Here is a 15,557-nt window from a genome sequence, read left to right as displayed (position 1 = left end):
GGGCGCAACGATAGTCGTCGATACCGCCGGGCAGCCCCCCGGCCACCACCCGTCCACATCTGTTCCTCCGTCTGAGCACGGGCGCGGGGGCATATGCGAACGCGCGAGGGGTTTCAGGACCCCCCTGGGGCATCTCAGGGCCGCCACCGGCGGATCTCAGGGATCTGCCAGGGTTTCCACGGATACCGCGGCGCGGTCGCCCTTGTCACCATGGCCTCATGAACGATGCAGCCCACGCCGAGGAGTCGGCGCCCGCCGGCCCCGCCGGACCCGCCGCGCATCCGCCGCTGCGCCGCAGCCGGCGGCACAAGGTGATCGGCGGAGTCTGCGCCGGGCTGGGCCGGCAGTGGGATCTCGACCCGGTGATCTTCCGGGTGGTGCTCGCCGTGCTCTCCGTCGGCGGCCTCGGGCTGATCGCCTATGGCTTCGCCTGGCTGCTCATCCCCCTCGACGGCGAGGAGCAGAACGAGGGCCGTCGGCTGCTCTCCGGCCGGGTCGAGGGCTCCGCGCTGACGGCCCTGCTCTTCGCGCTGGTCGGCTGCGGACTGTTCCTGACAACCCTCGCCAAGGCCAGCATGATGTCGTTCGCCATCATGCTGACGCTGGCGGTGGCCGGTTCCGCCTATTGGTCGCGCCGGCGGCGGCTGGTGGAGGCCGAGGGCCCACAGGCGATGGACACCGCCACGGCCCAGGCGGTGGCCGACGCCCCGCCCGAGACCCAGGCGCCACCGGTGCCCACCGGACCCTCCTGGTGGCGCGCCCAGCGCTCCGGGGAGGCGGCCGGCCCGGGCTATCTGTGGGGGCCCGACAACACCCCGCTGCCCCTCGACCTCAGTTACCGGGGCGAGCACGGCGCGGCCACGGCCCCGTACCGGCACGACGGCTGGTCCGGCGCGGGCCGTCCGCCCGAGCCGCCGAGCGGTGCGCCGCCGGCCCGCGCCCCGCGCGGTGGCCGCCGCGTCGGACGCCCGATCGGGGGCTGGACGTTCCTGCTCGCGCTGATCGCCGGTGGCGGCGCCGCGGTCGCCGTCTCCCGCCATGACGGCCTGGCGCCGTCCCTCCAGGCGGGCCTGGCGTGCGCGCTGGCCGTCTTCGGCCTCGGGCTGGCGCTCAGCGCCTGGTACGGACGCACGGGCGGCGGCACGGTCTTCATGGTGGTGCTGACGGCCCTGCTGCTGGCGGGCTCGACGACGCTGCCCGACAACATCACCGCCCACTGGGAGAAGCGCACCTGGGCCCCCACCGCCCTCGGCGCCGTCCGGCCGCAGTATGAGCTCGGTTCGGGGGAGGGGGAGTTGGATCTCACCGGCCTGCCCCTCAAGGCGGGCCGCACGGTCCACACCGGCGCGGGAGTAGGCGCCGGCCGCCTTCACGTGACGCTGCCGCACGGTGTCACCGCCCGGCTCCGTATCTCGCTCGGCCTCGGCGATGTCCAGCTGCCCGGCGAATCGCCGCACGACGTGGATCTGATGGCCGGACACCGGACGGTCGACCTCCCCGCCGATGGCCTCAAGAAGGGCGAGAAGCCGCGCGGCTCGGTGGAGCTGAACCTCGAACTCGGCGCCGGACAGGTCGTCGTCACCCGCGCCGCCCCGGCCGCCGCACCACCGGCACCCGCCGCGCCGACCGCCCCGACCCCGCAGGGAGCCCACCGGTGAAGCGCCATCCCTTCGAACCGGCCCGCCTGATCTCGGGCCTCACCGCCCTCACCCTCGGCACGGCCTACGGCCTCGACGCCCGCGGCCTCTGGCACGCCCCCGGCCCCTGGCTCTTCCTCACCCTCCCGGCCGGCCTGCTCCTCTCCGGCATCACCGCCGCCGTCTGGACCAGGACCCGGCGCCCGCACGACCCGTCCACCGACACCACCTCCCCGAAGGGCTCCTGACACGACTACCGACGGCACCGTCACCGCGCCCCGGCACCACCACCCACGCCCCGGCCCTCATGAACCGACCCCGCCGCCCACGGGGCAGCCCTCAGCCGAACAACTGCGCCCCGTGCCGCTTGCGGCGGTTCGCCAGGGCGGCGTCCAGGGAGAACCTCGGCGTCCCGGCCAGCAGGAGCGGGATCCAGGCCACCAGGTAGGCGAGGTCATTGCCGTAGTAGTAGGGCGTGGTCGCCCAGCTCACGGTGAGCCACAGCGTCAGCGAGATCAGCGCACCGCCCAACGCCGCCAGCCGCCCCAGCAGCCCCGCCAGAGTCCCGAGTCCCACCGCCAGCTCACCGGCCGCGATGGCATAGCCGAAGCCCACCGGACTCTTCTGCGCGATCTCCACGAGCTGCGGCAGCGCCGCCGCGTCATGGACCTGGCGCAGCATCTCGCCGAGCGAACCCGCGCCACCGGCCGCCAGAAACGCCGGATCCGTCAGCTTGTCGATGCCCGCATAGAGGAAGGTCGCTCCCAGAAAGAGCCGCAAGGGGAGCAACGCATGGCGCGCCAGCTGCGCCCGCAACCCGGCGCCGGCACCCTCGACGCCCGCCCCTCCCAAGTCGGCACCGATCGTACGATTCGCGTGCACCATGACGTCCGCCTCTCCGTTGCCACCGGGCGCACACGATTGTGCCCGCGCCCGCGCCTCCTGGGGAGATACGTACGCACGTGCGCGAGAGGTTCAACGGACCGATGCACTTCAGGCGACTACGCCACACAGAATCGTCACGCGCGGGCGCCGGACGTCACCGGAGGGCAGCGGACGTCACCGGCCGCACCCGTCGCCGTCCGATGACCTGCGCCAGGTACCCGGCAAAGCCCCGCGCCAGGCGCCGCGGACCCCGACCGTGATCCGCGAGGCCCGACCGTGATCCGCCGGCCCCGCCGGACATTGCGGCCACGCCGAACACTCCGACCCACCGGCACCGCCGGCCCCGCCCGCCAGGGACGACAGGACACCCCTAGTCCACGACGTCGATCACATATCCCTTCGTCTCCACGCCCGCCGCCGTGACCACCCGGACCTCCACCCGGCCGGGCTCGACATCGACCGGTACCGGGACCGTCAGCACGCCGTCCGTCGGGTTGGTGAAGCCGCCGGCCACCGGGACCAGGGGGACGGGGACATGGACGTCTCCGATGCGTACGACGGTCCGGGCGAGCCGGTCGGGCGTGCCGGCGCCCGGGGGGACGAAGCCGGCGCCGCGGATCTCGATGTCGTCGCCGGTACGGACCGGGGCGGCGAGATCGCCCAGCTCACGGGAGCGGACGACCGAGAGGATCACCGGCCGCCCGCCCGCCACCGCCTTCCCCCACAGATAGGTCGCCCCGGAGAGCGCGAGGAGCACCACCAGGCCCCAGGGGAGCTGCGGCAATTGATCCGGGCGCCCGGCCAGCCGTACCAGCGCGCACCCCAGCACGGCCGCGTTCACCAGGACGTACTGCACGTCCAGCAGGCTGCCCCGGCCCGCGTCGTCCGTCAGCAGATCGGCGGCCCGCGGTCGCTCCGCGGGAACCTTCTGAAGCCGGCCCGACCGCACCCGCGAGGCCACCAGCCCGTAGGCCAGCACGGCCACCGCGCACCCGAGGGCCAGCGCCACCAGCAGCGCGCCGGACCGTGCGAGCGCCACGCCCTGGAGCAGCATGCGCCGCTCGTCCGGGCCCGCGGCCGTCACCTGCTGCACGGCCACCGTGAGGACGGCGTACAGCACCGCGACCGCCCAGCCCGCCGCCACCGTCCGTGAGGTGGACAGCCGCCCGTCCTCGCCGATCAGCGGCGCCAGCGCCCCGCCGTGCGCCCGGTGCCACCAGGCCGCCGCGGTCAGCCCCAGCGCCAGTACGACGGCCGCGGCCAGCCCCGCCGTACGGGCCGCCGTCCAGCCGGTGCCGAGGGCGGACAGTGCCTGCCCGACCAGCAGCGCCACCGCCGCGCACCAGACGGCGAGCAGGGTGCGCCACCGTACGGCCGCCAGCCAGGCGGTCTTTCCGGCGGCGCGCTGCCGGGCGACCTCCCGTGCGGACAGCGTCAGTTCGTCGGAGACCCACTGCCGGGCGGCACCGGCGGAACGCGCGAGTCCGGCCGGCACCCCGCGCCCGGCGGCGAAATCCTCACGGAGCGCAACAAACGCGGCAACCGCCTGCCGGTGCCCCGCCCGGGCGCCGTGCGGGCACCGTCCGCACCGGCACTCGCCGCCCGTGGCGCCCTCCGCGCCCTCCCCCGGCTCGCCCGTTCCGGCCATCCTGCCCGCCGCATCCACCGACACGTCCGCTACCGCCTGCCACCGATGATCATCAACTTGGGTTCTCCGAAAGCGAATTGTGCCGCACCCCCGCCGGAAGCCCCTCAAACGTCCAGCTGGTGGCCGGGGGCGGGCGCAGCGCCGTGTTGACGACCGGCGAAATCGGCGCCCCCGTACACCTGGCCGGCGCACCGGCCGGGTAACCAGGGCACATCCCCTATTCGGGCGAACCGGGCCACCGCGAAGGCTGAGCGATGGGCGCGCTGCGCAAGCTCTCGCCGTGCGTCAAATAAACGGATTTCACGGATCGCACAGCCGCGATGACCTGGCCGGACCGAACGCGCCGCGACGGCCGAGTGCGCCGCGAGGGCTGAACGCGCCGCGACGGCCGGACGGTCCCAGCCCGGTCGGTCCCGGGCCGCGGGCCGCCGCCGCGTTCCTTCTGCTGGCCGGGATCGCCGCGCTGCTCGTCGTCGCGCCCACGGCCACCGCCCGTGACCGGCCCAACCGCGCGGTCACCGGCGACAATTGCGCCTACGCCGGAACGGCGCCGCCGGTGGACGTACCGACCGATTTCCCCATGCCGCGCGGCTGGCACTTCCCCTGTAGCCGGACCAAGGCGCCGCCGCCCCCCTCCCACCGGCCGGCCCCGCGCCCGCACGTCCCCAAGCCCGCGCCCCCACCGCCCCGCGCCCGTACACCCCGGCCGGCACCGCCCCCGCCACCACCGCCCACATCACGCGCCCGCCCCGCGGCGCCGCCGCCCCCACCGAAGCCGAAACCGAAGCCGAAGCCCCCGCCCGTCGTCCGCCGCCCGGCGTCACCGACGCCCGTCCTGCCCCGCAGCTACGCACGGCCGTCCCACCGGCCGCGTGACGGGCGCTCCATGGTGACCACGACCCTGCTGCTCACCGCCCCGGCCGTGCTGGCCGGCGCCGCCCTCCGTCCCCGTTCGAGCTCCTCGTCCGGTTCCGCCGGGCGCCGTTCCTCGTAGGAGGTCTCCATGTCGCAATGGCTGGTGCTGACCCTCGCCATGGCCGCTGCCTGCGGCGTCGTCCTGACCATCACGGTGCTCAAGGAGCGCCGGATCGCCGAGGACGACGACCCGTCCGAAACGCCCGATGTGATCGAGTATCTGACGATGATGGTGGGGGTGGTCTACGCGATCGTGCTGGGACTGGCCATCGCCGGTGTCTGGGAGGCCCGCAGCGCGGCCGAGGACACCGTACGGACCGAGGCGCAGGCCCTGCACGAGGTCAGCGCGCGGGCCCGGGCCTACCCCGCGCCGGTGCGGGACCGTATCCGCGCGGATGTTGATGCGTATGTGAGTCATGTGGTGCACAAGGAGTGGCCCGTGATGGCCGAGCAGGGGGAGCTGACCGGGCGCGGTACCGAGCTGCTGACGAAGGTCCGGGCGGATGTCACCGACTACCGTCCGCGCAATGACTTCGAGGGGCAGTCGTACCAGCCCCTCGTCGACCAGGTCGCGGTGGCCGACGGGGCCCGCACCGCCCGTGCGAACGCGGCCGAGTCGACGCTGCCAGGGGTGGTGTGGTTCGGGCTGATCATCGGGGGTGCCATCTCGATCGGCGTCATGTTCACCCTGCAAATCCGGCGCTCGGGGCGGGAGTTGCTGATGGCGGGCCTGTTCAGCGCGCTGATCGCCTTCCTGCTGTTCCTCGTCTGGGACTTCGACGCCCCGTTCAGCCGCGGCATCTCCGCGACGGCCTCACCGTTCGTCGACCTGTTCCCACACCCGTGAGGCGGGGTGCCCTGCGGGACCTCCGTACGACCCGCAGGGCACCCGCCCGGCCCACTCAGCCGCCCCGCCGCCCGGCCCACGCGGCCACCCAGCCACCGGCTGCCCCGCCCCCCAGAAGCGCCCTAGTCGAAGAGATCCGTCTCGGTGCGCACGATCTGCTGGTACAGCGGCTGGTAGTTGATCCAGGCGACCAGGTCGTTGCCCAGCTGTTCGCGCGTGTGGACGGCGTTGTGGTGGTCGATGAGCACCGGCTTGCCGGCGGCCTTGGCGGTCAGCTGGACCTGGCAGGAACGCTCCATCGTGAGGAACCACCACGCCGCCGCGTCCACCGAGTCGCCGACCGTCAGCAGCCCGTGGTTGCGCAGGATCACCGCCTTGTGGGGCCCGAGGGCGGCCGCGATCCGCCGTCCTTCCTCCTCGTCGACCACCACGCCCGTGTAGTCGTCGAAGAGCGCATGGTCCTCATAGAACGCGCAGACGTCCTGGGTGATCGGCTCCAGCAGCTCGCCCAGCGAGGACAGCGCCCGGCCGTAGGTGGAGTGGCTGTGCGCCGCCGCGATGACGTCGGGACGGGCCAGGTGGACCTGGGAATGGATGGCGAACGCCGCCTGGTTGACGTGGTAGCGGCCGTTGACGACCTTTCCCTCCGCGTTCACCATGATCAGATCGCTGACCCTGAGGTGCCGGAAGGACATCCCGAAGGGGTTCACCCAGAAGCAATGCGGGAACTCCGGGTCGCGCACGGTGATATGGCCCGCGACGCCCTCCTCGAAGCCATGGCGCCCGAAGAGACGCAGCGCCGCGACCAGTCGCTCCTTGCGGTAGCGCCGCTCGGCCTCGACGGTCGCATGCGTCGGCGGCATCGCGAAGTGCAGCTGTTCGGTGGGTATGGGCGTCGGCTCGGGCATCGCGGCCCTCCTCTGGCACGTACGGCGTAATGCTCGATGCGGAAGGTACCTTCCGCTACCGCAGGTAAACAGGGCCGCGACCGGCGCACTTCCGGCTGCCTGCATGATGAGGGCACCAGGAACGGCAGCAGAGGGGGCACACCATGAGGGCCATATCGGTCAGCAGGGACATCGTCGCCACACCGCGGGAGCTCTTCGACGTCCTCCGGGACCCGGCCCGGCACGCCGAGTTGGACGGCTCGGGAATGCTGCGCGGCCGCCCGCAGGGGCCGTCGCCGCTGGGGCCCGGCGACCGCTTCAGCATGGGGATGGCACAGGCCCGGATCGCGTACCGGTCAGTGAATGTCGTGGTGGAGTACGAGAAGGACCGGCTGATCGCCTGGGAGACCTGGGGCGAGTTCCGCGGCCGGCGGCTGGTCGGCGGGCAGCGCTGGCGCTACGAGCTGACGCCCGTGAACGGCACGGAGGGCGCGGAGGGCACGGACGGTGCCGGCGACGGAGGCGGGGGCGTCACCCGGGTCACCCACACCTTTGACTGGTCGCGCGCCCGGCTCCCCCGTCTCATCGTCGAACTCCCCGGCTACCCACGACGGATGGGCCCGGCGATGGCCACGACACTGGAGCGGCTGGCCTCGGCCGTAGAGGGCTGAGCACGCGGCTCCGCCGCACCGCCGGCGCCCGCCGCACCGCTGCCCCGCCCCGGGCGTTCCCTCCCGGAGCAGGCCCGACCGGCCCGGCCAACGACAACGCCGCCGCTCAGCAGGAAAGCCGAGCGGCGGCGTCATCAGGCAACCGGCAGGATCACCCCGGCCCCATGGGCGGGATCACTCCCACTCGATGGTGCCCGGGGGCTTGCTGGTGACGTCGAGGACGACGCGGTTGACGTCGGCGACCTCGTTGGTGATGCGGGTGGAGATCCGGGCCAGGACCTCGTACGGCATCCGCGTCCAGTCCGCGGTCATGGCGTCCTCGGAGGACACCGGGCGCAGCACGATCGGGTGGCCGTACGTCCGGCCGTCGCCCTGGACGCCGACCGAGCGGACATCGGCGAGCAGGACCACCGGGCACTGCCAGATCTCGCGGTCCAGACCGGCCGCGGTCAGCTCCTCGCGGGCGATGGCGTCGGCCTCGCGCAGCAGGTCCAGGCGCTCCTTGGTGACCTCGCCGACGATCCGGATGCCCAGGCCGGGGCCGGGGAACGGCTGGCGCTGGACGATCGCGTCGGGCAGGCCGAGCTCGGTGCCGACCATCCGGACCTCGTCCTTGAACAGCTGGCGCAGCGGCTCGACGAGCTGGAACTCGATGTCGTCGGGGAGCCCGCCGACGTTGTGGTGCGACTTGATGTTGGCGGTGCCCGTGCCGCCGCCGGACTCGACGATGTCCGGGTAGAGCGTGCCCTGGACCAGGAAGGCGACTTCCTCGCCCTCGGCGCCGGCCTCGGCGACCAGCTCGGCCTGGGCCTGCTCGAAGACCCGGATGAACTCCCGGCCGATGATCTTCCGCTTCTGCTCGGGGTCGCTGACCCCGGCCAGTGCGGTCAGGAAGCGCTCCTCGGCGTCGACGACCTTCAGCTGGACGCCGGTGGCGGCCACGAAGTCCTTCTCGACCTGCTCCGACTCGCCCTTGCGCTGGAGGCCGTGGTCGACGTAGACGCAGGTCAGCTGCTCGCCGATGGCCTTCTGCACGATCGCAGCGGCCACCGAGGAGTCCACGCCGCCGGACAGCGCGCAGATGGCGCGCTTGGTGCCGACCTGGGCGCGGATCGCGGCGACCTGCTCCTCGACCACGCTGGTGGTGGTCCAGTTCGGCTCGATGCCCGCGCCGCGGTAGAGGAAGTGCTCCAGCACCTGCTGGCCGTGCGTGGAGTGCATGACCTCGGGGTGGTACTGGACGCCGTAGAGCTTCTTCTCGTCGTTCTCGAAGGCGGCGACCGGGACCACGTCCGTGGACGCGGTGACCGTGAAGCCCTCGGGGGCGGCGGAGCAGGCGTCACCGTGCGACATCCACACCGGCTGCTCGGCGGGGGTGCCCTCGAAGAGGGTGGAGCCGGGGCGGGAGACGGTCAGCGGGGTACGGCCGTACTCACGGGCGCCGGTGTTGTCGACGGTGCCACCGAGGGTGGTGGCCATGAGCTGGAAGCCGTAGCACATGCCGAAGACCGGGACACCGGCCTCGAACAGCGAGCGGTCGAGGCTGGGGGCGTCTTCGGCGTAGACCGACGAGGGACCGCCGGAGAGGATGATCGCCTTGGGGTTCTTGGCGAGCATCTCCGCCACCGGCATGGTGGACGGCACGATCTCGCTGTATACCCGGGCCTCTCGGACCCGGCGGGCGATGAGCTGGGCGTACTGTGCGCCGAAGTCGACTACGAGGACGACGTCCGGGGCAGCGGCAGGGGGCGCTGATGGCACTTCGGCGGCCTTCCGGCGGTGTGGAGCAGGGGTTGGACTTTCGATTCTAACGGGCTCATACTGAGCCCCATGAACAAGCAGCTGACCTTCGTCTTTACCTATGGCACCGGCCCAACCGGCTGCCATGGTCGTGCTGCTTGATCCACTGACGAGCAACTTCCCAGGCGCCCCGGGCCGACAAGGTCCGGGGCGTCTGCGTCTGTCGGGACCACTTGCGGCTCCGGGGCCACTCACCCCAGGAGATACGGACATGAGCACCCCCACCAGCACCGCCCCCGACACCGGCGCCCGCTCCCCCGAGGCCGCCGGGATCATCACCGACGCCCGGCAGCGGATCGACGATCTCGACGGCCGGATCATCGGCCTCGTCCAGGAACGGATGGCCGTCTCGGCCGTCATCCAGCACGAGCGCGTCACCTCCGGCGGACGACGGGTGAACCTCGCCCGCGAGATGGAGATCCTCTCCCACTACAGCGACCAGCTCGGCAAGCCGGGCACCGCGCTGGCGATGACCCTGCTGGAGCTGTCCCGGGGCCAGATCTGAGGCGGCACGGGTCAGCAGCGTGGCCAGTTTTGGCTGGTGTGCGGTCGGTTTTGCGGCCGGTCAGGCGCGTGAAGGAACGCACGCGCCCCGGCGCAGCTGCCGGATCTGAGTTCGGTTGCCGACTCACCCGTACGGCGCGTGACCGGCCGCTGCGAGGCTTCGTTGTTCCCGGTGCCACGCCAGCCAGGCGCGGCCTGCACGACTACGCGTAGACGCCGCCCCACGGGCGGAAACCCGGAGCGATGAGACGCCGGCCGCCAGCCGCGGCCCGCGTCGTGGGACCTCGCTCCGTGCCGTGGCCGGTCAGCAGGGGACAGCAGCCCGGTCACATCCGATGGGGTGGTCGGTCCTGGGGACGCCCGGGACCGACCGCATCCGGTCGAAACGGTTGCGCCAGGTGAGGCGTATCCAGGACGATGCTTGACGAACGACGCACCGCGTCCGGTAGGGACTGTGCACTGCCATTGGTCCGACCATCGCGGGCTCCGCACCATCGCGCACCACCCCGAAAGCCAGCGGCGCTACCCCCCCCCAGCGCCGCCCCTCGGTGCCGGCGCTGCCCTGACGCCGGCACCGAAAGCCAAGGGCCCCGTGGCCGTCCGCAACCCCCCTCGCGGACGGTGTCCGGGGCCCTTCGCTGTGCCCGGGGTGCGCCCGGCGCACGTCCGTCCGCCGGCGACTGCTGTGCACAGCCTTTGAGAAGCCTGTGAGGCTGCTGTGACGGGTGTGATCGGCATCACGGCGGCGTTTCCAGTTGAGTGGACAACCTTTTTCAGCCATGGCCGGTCATGTACCTGCAATCGCACGGCCATCCCGCGCCCCACCGCGACGGCCCGCAACCCACTTGTGCCGGAAACCGGCACTTTGGAACCCGAGAGGTCTTCTCGATGAAGCTTCGCCGTGCCCTGACGGCTGCCGCCGCGACGGCCGTCATAGCCCCCGCCGCCCTGCTGGCGGCCCCTGCCGCGTACGCGACCGACCCCGAGACCGAGGCCGTCGCGAGCGCCGAGCCCACGCCGGGCACCCCGGGCTCGGAGCAGACCGACGCGCCCACCACGCAGCCGGAGACCCCGGACGCCGGTGACGAGAACGCGACGGACGACACCACGCCGGGTGACACCACCCCGGGCGGCGACACCAAGCCGGGCGAGGAGACCGGGGGCGGTGACGGCACCGCGCCGACCACCCCGGCCACCCCCGGCGGCGACACCAAGCCGAGTGACTCGCCCAAGCCCTCCACTTCGGCCAAGCCCACCGAGCCGGGCGAGCCCGGTGACGAGGACGAGTGCACGGTCGATGACGCCGCCATCAAGGTGACCGTCGCCCACCTGCCCTCCAAGCTCGTCGCGGGCGGCGGCTGGCAGGGCTTCAGCGTGCAGCTGGCCAACACCACGGACAAGACGCTGGACGAGGTCTACCCGGTCATCTACGCGGTGCCGACCGGCGACATCGACCACCCCAAGTCGCAGCTCGACCTGGAGTACCAGAACCCGGACACCGGCAAGTGGACCTCGTTCGACGAGTGGACCGACGGGGAGTACTTCGGCTGGTTCCAGCTCGACGCGCACCAGACCGCCGAGCTGAAGATGCGGATCCGTGCCGACAAGGGCGCCACGCCCGGTGACGGCTTCGCGCTGGTGGCGGGCGACTACCAGAACCAGGACGGCTCCTGCGGCTGGTCCGAGGAGCAGTGGTACGACTTCACCATCCTGTCGGCCGGCAGCAACCCGGGCGAGATCCCGCCGGCCAAGCCCGGTAAGCCCGGCAACAAGCCCGGTACGCAGGGCGGCGGGAAGCCGGTCAACACCGGTAAGCCGAAGGACGGTATGGACAAGCTGCCGGTGACCGGCAACCTGGCCGAGACCGGTGCCTCCTCCGCGCTGCCGACCCTCGGCCTCGTGGGCGGGGTCGCCATGGTCGTGGGCGCGGGCGCGATCTTCGTCGTCCGCCGCCGTAAGACGGACGGCGCCGCCGCGTAACGGCAGGCGCAGAGCAGGAGGGCCGCACCCCGTTCGGGGTGCGGCCCTCCGTCGTACGGGCGCAAGAGACGCTCTAGGAGAGCGACTTCTTCGGCGGGACCGGCGGGACGGCCAGGAAGGGCAGGTTCAGGGCGCCGAACGCCTTCTTGGGGACGGCGGGGCGGACCGGCTCGACCGGTGCCAGCCGGCGGTAGGCCCGGCCCGGGGCGGGGCGCGGATCGGCCTCGCCCTTGTTGGGCCACAGCGACATCGCGCGCTCGGCCTGCGCGGTGATGGTCAGGGACGGGTTGACGCCCAGGTTGGCGGAGACCGCGGCGCCGTCGACGACGGAGATGCCCGGGTGGCCGTAGAGGCGGTGGTACGGGTCGATGACCCCGTGGTCGGCGTCCGCGCCGATCGCGCAGCCGCCGAGGAAGTGCGCGGTCAGCGGAGTCCCCATCAGCTCGCCGACGTTGCTGCCCGCGAAGCCGTTGATCTCCTGGGCGAGCAGTGTGGCCGCCTCGGTGGCCTCGGGGATCTGCTCGGGGTTCGGCGCGCCATGGCCCTGGCGGGCGGTGAGCAGGCCCTTGCCGAGGCCGTCCGGCTTGCGGTACGTCGTCAGGGAGTTGTCCAGCGACTGCATCACCAGGCCGATGATGGTGCGCTCCGACCAGCGGCGGTTGGAGAGCGAGCGGAGCAGCAGCAGCGGATGGCGCACACAGTTCGCGGCCCAGCGGGCGGCGCGGGAGCCGCGGCCGTCGACGGGCACCTGGAGGATGGACATCGCGCCCATCGCGTTCGAGCCCTTGCCGTAGCGGACCGGCTCGATATGGGTGTGCGCGTCGGGGTGGATGGACGAGGTGATCGCGACCCCGCGGGTGAAGTCGGCCTTGGTGCCATGCCGCTTGCGGTAGCGGCGGTTGTCGGTCTGCGCGCCCACCAGCGCCTCGGAGTTGGTCCGGGTCAGCTCGCCCAGCCGGCCGGAGATGCCGGGCAGCAGTCCGCTGTCCTTCATCTTGTGCAGCAGGGTCTGGGTGCCGTACGTGCCGGCGGCGAGGACGACCCGGCGGGCGGTGAAGGTGCGGCCCCGGCCCTTGCGCTTGTTGTCGGTGGGGAGGGTGGCGACGGCGAAACCGCCGCGGGAGTCCTCGGTGACGGTGACGACCGAGGTCATCGGGTGGATGACGGCGCCGGCCCGCTCGGCGAGGTGGAGGTAGTTCTCGTTGAGGGTGTTCTTGGCGCCGTGCCGGCATCCGGTCATGCACTCGCCGCACTCCGTACAGGCCCTGCGGGACGGGCCCTCGCCGCCGAAGTAGGGGTCGGGGACCTCCGCGCCCGGTGCCGCCTTCGAGGTCCCGGCTTCCTCCCCGCCGACGGCATCCCTTCCGTCCCCGAAGAAGACCCCCACCGGCGCCAGATGGAAGGAGTCGCCGACGCCCATCTTGTCCGCGGCCTCCTTGAGGTGGACGTCGGAGGGCGTCATCGTCGGGTTGAGACGGACCCCCAGCATCCGCTTGGCCTGGTCGTAGTAGGGGGCCAACTCCTCCTGCCAGTCGGTGATATCGCCCCACTGCCGGTCCTCGAAGAACGGCTTCGGGGGGACGTAGAGGGTGTTGGCGTAGTTGAGCGAGCCGCCGCCGACGCCCGCGCCGGCCAGCACCATGACCTTGCCGAGCAGATGCACCCGCTGGATGCCGTAGCAGCCGAGCGCCGGCGCCCACAGGTAGTTGCGGATGTCCCAGGAGTTCTTCGGCAGGGTCTGCCGGGTGAAGCGGCGGCCGGCTTCGAGGACGCCGACGCGATAGCCCTTCTCGGTCAGCCGCAGCGCGGAGACCGAGCCGCCGAAGCCGGAGCCGACGACGAGCACGTCGTAGTCGTAGCCGTCGTGGCCGTGGCCCTCGTGGTCGTGGCCGTCGTCCTGGGCCTCCCGGCCGCCGTCGCCGTTGTCGTGCTGATTCCGGGCAGAGTTCTCCTGGGGCACTGGCTCTCCCTGCTGTGTTGCGTGGGACTTAGCGGAGCCGGAACGCCTTCATCGCGCGCAGGCTGCGGCTCATGAACTGGGCGTACTTCTCGTCGGTCATGCCGAAGGACGGGGCGAGCGGCATCAGTCGCTGCTGGGCGACGGTCTGTGCCTCGGTGTACTTGAGGATGCCCTCGGAGCCGTGCCGGCGGCCCAGACCCGAGTCGCCCATGCCGCCCATCGGCGCCTGGACGCTGCCGTAGCCGGCGGCGTAGGACTCATTGACGTTGACGGTGCCGGTCCGCAGCCGGGCGGCGACCGCGCGGCCGCGGCGGCCGTCCTTGGTCCAGACGCTGGAATTCAGCCCGTACGGGGTGGCGTTGGCCAGCGCCACCGCCTCGTCCTCGTCACGGAAGCGGTAGATCGAGACGACCGGGCCGAAGGTCTCCTCGCCGCAGACCGCCATCGGAGCCTCGACGCCGTCGAGGATGGTCGGCTCGTAGAACAGCGGGCCGATGTCGGGGCGGGGGCGGCCGCCGGCGACCAGCGTGGCGCCCTTGGCGACGGCCTCCTCGACATGGCGGGTGACGGTCTCCAGCTGGCGCTCGCCGACCAGGGAGCCCATGTCGGCGCCGTAGGCCAGGGAGTTGCCCAGCCGCATCGCCTTCGTCCGGGCCGCGAAGCGCTGGAGGAAGTCGTCGGCGATGGACTCGTGGACGTAGAGCCGCTCGATGGAGATGCACAGCTGGCCGGCGGAGGAGAAGCAGCCGCGGACGGCGCCGGCGGCGGCCTTCTCCACGTCGGCGTCCCGGAGCACCAACATGGCGTTCTTGCCGCCGAGTTCGAGGGAGACACCGACCAGCCGGGCGGCGGCGCCCTGGGCGACCTCACGGCCCGTACGGGTCGAGCCCGTGAAGGAGACGTAGTCGGCGTGCGCGACGACGGCGGGGCCGACGACCGGGCCCTCGCCGATCACGACCTGCCAGACGTCCTCCGGCAGCCCGGCCTCGATCAGCTGCTCACGGGCCCACAGCGCGGTCAGCGCGGTCTCCGTGTCGGGCTTCATGACGACGGCGTTGCCCGCGACGAAGGCCGGCAGGGCATCGCCCACGGACAGCTCGAAGGGGTAGTTCCAGGGGGCTATCTGCCCCACGACGCCCCGGGGCTGGCGGAGTTCGGTGACCTTGGTGAGGGTCGGGACGACGCCGGTGCGGGCCTTGGGCCTGAGGTAGGCGTGGGCCTTGCGGCCGTAGTGCCGGGCGGTGACGGCGACCGCCAGCACCTCCTCGTGGGCGTGCAGCCGCGCCTTGCCGGTCTCCAGCTGGATCAGGTCCAGCACCTCGGCCTGGCGGCGCAGCACCAGGTCGTGGAAGCGCAGCAGGACCGCGGCGCGCTCCTTGACGGGGACCTTTGCCCAGCGCTCCTGGGCGGCGCGGGCGCGCTCGAAGGCGGTGGCGACGTCCTCGGGGGTGGACTCGGGCAGGTCGGCCAGCTTCTCCCCGGTGAAGGGGGTGTGGTTGGCGGTGCGGCCTCCCCCACTCACCACCCCGCGGGTCAGCCGGGCGGCGATCTCCGGGGTGACCACCTCCGCCGCCGTACGGGCGCCCGCGGGGGCGGGGGCGACCGGGTTGCCTGCGGCGGGGGTCCCGTCGGGCGCGGTGGCCACGGGGGCCGCGGGGGCGTCCGTGGGGGCCTCGGCGGGGGCGTCCGTGGGGGTCTCCGTGGCGGAGGCGGCTGTTCCGGTGTCCTGCGAGTCCGTCATGCGGGCGAGCGTATTCCTCCCCCGGCGCTTTGTGTACCCGGCAGTAACGAGTTTTCACGCGGCACGCACAATCGCGCCAGTG

The 15,557-nt window shown here is 72.6% G+C and carries 12 protein-coding genes; 6 read left to right on the top strand and 6 right to left on the bottom strand.

Features of this window, described 5'->3' with window-relative positions; translation table 11 throughout:
• Positions 1–218 precede the first annotated feature (218 nt).
• Together AC3EUV_RS06325 and AC3EUV_RS06320 are read left to right on the top strand one after the other, a co-directional pair.
• Positions 219–1,658 (top strand): PspC domain-containing protein, encoded by a 1,440-nt coding sequence (locus AC3EUV_RS06325; protein ID WP_435602360.1) that lies wholly within the window; start codon positions 219–221, stop codon positions 1,656–1,658.
• On the top strand, positions 1,655–1,885 hold the full coding sequence (locus AC3EUV_RS06320) for a hypothetical protein (protein ID WP_432141446.1): 231 nt from the start codon (positions 1,655–1,657) through the stop codon (positions 1,883–1,885). Before AC3EUV_RS06325 ends, AC3EUV_RS06320 begins: the two co-directional genes overlap by 4 nt.
• A 91-nt stretch (positions 1,886–1,976) precedes the next feature.
• Here the strand turns inward: AC3EUV_RS06320 and AC3EUV_RS06315 are convergent, their stop codons facing one another.
• Together AC3EUV_RS06315 and AC3EUV_RS06310 are read right to left on the bottom strand one after the other, a co-directional pair.
• Positions 1,977–2,522: a TQO small subunit DoxD gene (locus AC3EUV_RS06315; RefSeq protein ID WP_432141445.1), complete on the bottom strand. Its 546-nt coding sequence runs from the start codon at positions 2,520–2,522 to the stop codon at positions 1,977–1,979.
• 370 nt (positions 2,523–2,892) lie between these two features.
• A complete protein-coding gene (locus AC3EUV_RS06310) occupies positions 2,893–4,170 on the bottom strand; it encodes a hypothetical protein (protein WP_432141594.1) in 1,278 nt (425 codons plus the stop codon).
• A 1,003-nt stretch (positions 4,171–5,173) separates the two neighbouring features.
• On the opposite strand from AC3EUV_RS06310, the gene AC3EUV_RS06305 reads away from it, so the two are divergent.
• Entirely contained in the window at positions 5,174–5,932 is a 759-nt protein-coding gene (locus tag AC3EUV_RS06305) for a bestrophin-like domain (protein WP_387232563.1), read from the top strand.
• A gap of 122 nt (positions 5,933–6,054) precedes the next feature.
• Here AC3EUV_RS06305 and AC3EUV_RS06300 read toward each other — a convergent pair whose 3' ends face one another.
• Positions 6,055–6,840 carry a class II aldolase/adducin family protein gene (locus tag AC3EUV_RS06300; RefSeq protein WP_435602359.1) on the bottom strand — a complete coding sequence of 262 codons (786 nt, stop codon included), beginning with the start codon at positions 6,838–6,840 and terminating at the stop codon, positions 6,055–6,057.
• A 143-nt stretch (positions 6,841–6,983) separates the two neighbouring features.
• On the opposite strand from AC3EUV_RS06300, the gene AC3EUV_RS06295 reads away from it, so the two are divergent.
• Complete coding sequence (locus AC3EUV_RS06295) at positions 6,984–7,490, top strand: SRPBCC family protein (protein WP_435602358.1); 507 nt, start codon at positions 6,984–6,986, stop codon at positions 7,488–7,490.
• A 174-nt stretch (positions 7,491–7,664) separates the two neighbouring features.
• On the opposite strand, the gene guaA is transcribed toward AC3EUV_RS06295, so the two are convergent.
• Positions 7,665–9,251, bottom strand: coding sequence for a glutamine-hydrolyzing GMP synthase (gene guaA, locus AC3EUV_RS06290; protein WP_435602357.1), 1,587 nt, complete (start codon positions 9,249–9,251; stop codon positions 7,665–7,667).
• A 250-nt stretch (positions 9,252–9,501) separates the two neighbouring features.
• Here guaA and AC3EUV_RS06285 point away from each other — a divergent pair, with 250 nt between their 5' ends.
• Positions 9,502–9,795: a chorismate mutase gene (locus AC3EUV_RS06285; RefSeq protein WP_432141441.1), complete on the top strand. Its 294-nt coding sequence runs from the start codon at positions 9,502–9,504 to the stop codon at positions 9,793–9,795.
• Between the two features lie 887 nt (positions 9,796–10,682).
• Positions 10,683–11,774, top strand: a complete 1,092-nt coding sequence (locus tag AC3EUV_RS06280) for an LPXTG cell wall anchor domain-containing protein (RefSeq protein ID WP_432141440.1) — start codon at positions 10,683–10,685, stop codon at positions 11,772–11,774.
• 73 nt (positions 11,775–11,847) lie between these two features.
• On the opposite strand, the gene AC3EUV_RS06275 is transcribed toward AC3EUV_RS06280, so the two are convergent.
• Positions 11,848–13,734, bottom strand: coding sequence for a GMC oxidoreductase (locus AC3EUV_RS06275; RefSeq protein WP_432141439.1), 1,887 nt, complete (start codon positions 13,732–13,734; stop codon positions 11,848–11,850).
• Positions 13,735–13,762: 28 nt separating this feature from the next.
• On the bottom strand, positions 13,763–15,475 hold the full coding sequence (locus AC3EUV_RS06270; protein ID WP_432141438.1) for a succinic semialdehyde dehydrogenase: 1,713 nt from the start codon (positions 15,473–15,475) through the stop codon (positions 13,763–13,765).
• Positions 15,476–15,557 lie beyond the last annotated feature (82 nt).

It is taken from the genome of Streptomyces sp. bgisy130 (assembly GCF_057708345.1).
The sequence above is the reverse complement of the archived record's forward strand: the minus strand, read 5'-3'. Positions and strand labels throughout refer to the sequence as shown.

Excerpts from the sequence above, each read along its gene's own strand:
- AC3EUV_RS06325 (WP_435602360.1), top strand. The coding sequence starts at position 219 with ATGAACGATGCAGCCCACGCCGAGGAGTCGGCGCCCGCCGGCCCCGCC.
- AC3EUV_RS06315 (WP_432141445.1), bottom strand. The coding sequence starts at position 2,522 with ATGGTGCACGCGAATCGTACGATCGGTGCCGACTTGGGAGGGGCGGGC.
- AC3EUV_RS06310 (WP_432141594.1), bottom strand. The coding sequence starts at position 4,170 with ATGGCCGGAACGGGCGAGCCGGGGGAGGGCGCGGAGGGCGCCACGGGC.
- AC3EUV_RS06305 (WP_387232563.1), top strand. The coding sequence starts at position 5,174 with ATGTCGCAATGGCTGGTGCTGACCCTCGCCATGGCCGCTGCCTGCGGC.
- AC3EUV_RS06300 (WP_435602359.1), bottom strand. The coding sequence starts at position 6,840 with ATGCCCGAGCCGACGCCCATACCCACCGAACAGCTGCACTTCGCGATG.
- AC3EUV_RS06295 (WP_435602358.1), top strand. The coding sequence starts at position 6,984 with ATGAGGGCCATATCGGTCAGCAGGGACATCGTCGCCACACCGCGGGAG.
- AC3EUV_RS06285 (WP_432141441.1), top strand. The coding sequence starts at position 9,502 with ATGAGCACCCCCACCAGCACCGCCCCCGACACCGGCGCCCGCTCCCCC.
- AC3EUV_RS06280 (WP_432141440.1), top strand. The coding sequence starts at position 10,683 with ATGAAGCTTCGCCGTGCCCTGACGGCTGCCGCCGCGACGGCCGTCATA.
- AC3EUV_RS06270 (WP_432141438.1), bottom strand. The coding sequence starts at position 15,475 with ATGACGGACTCGCAGGACACCGGAACAGCCGCCTCCGCCACGGAGACC.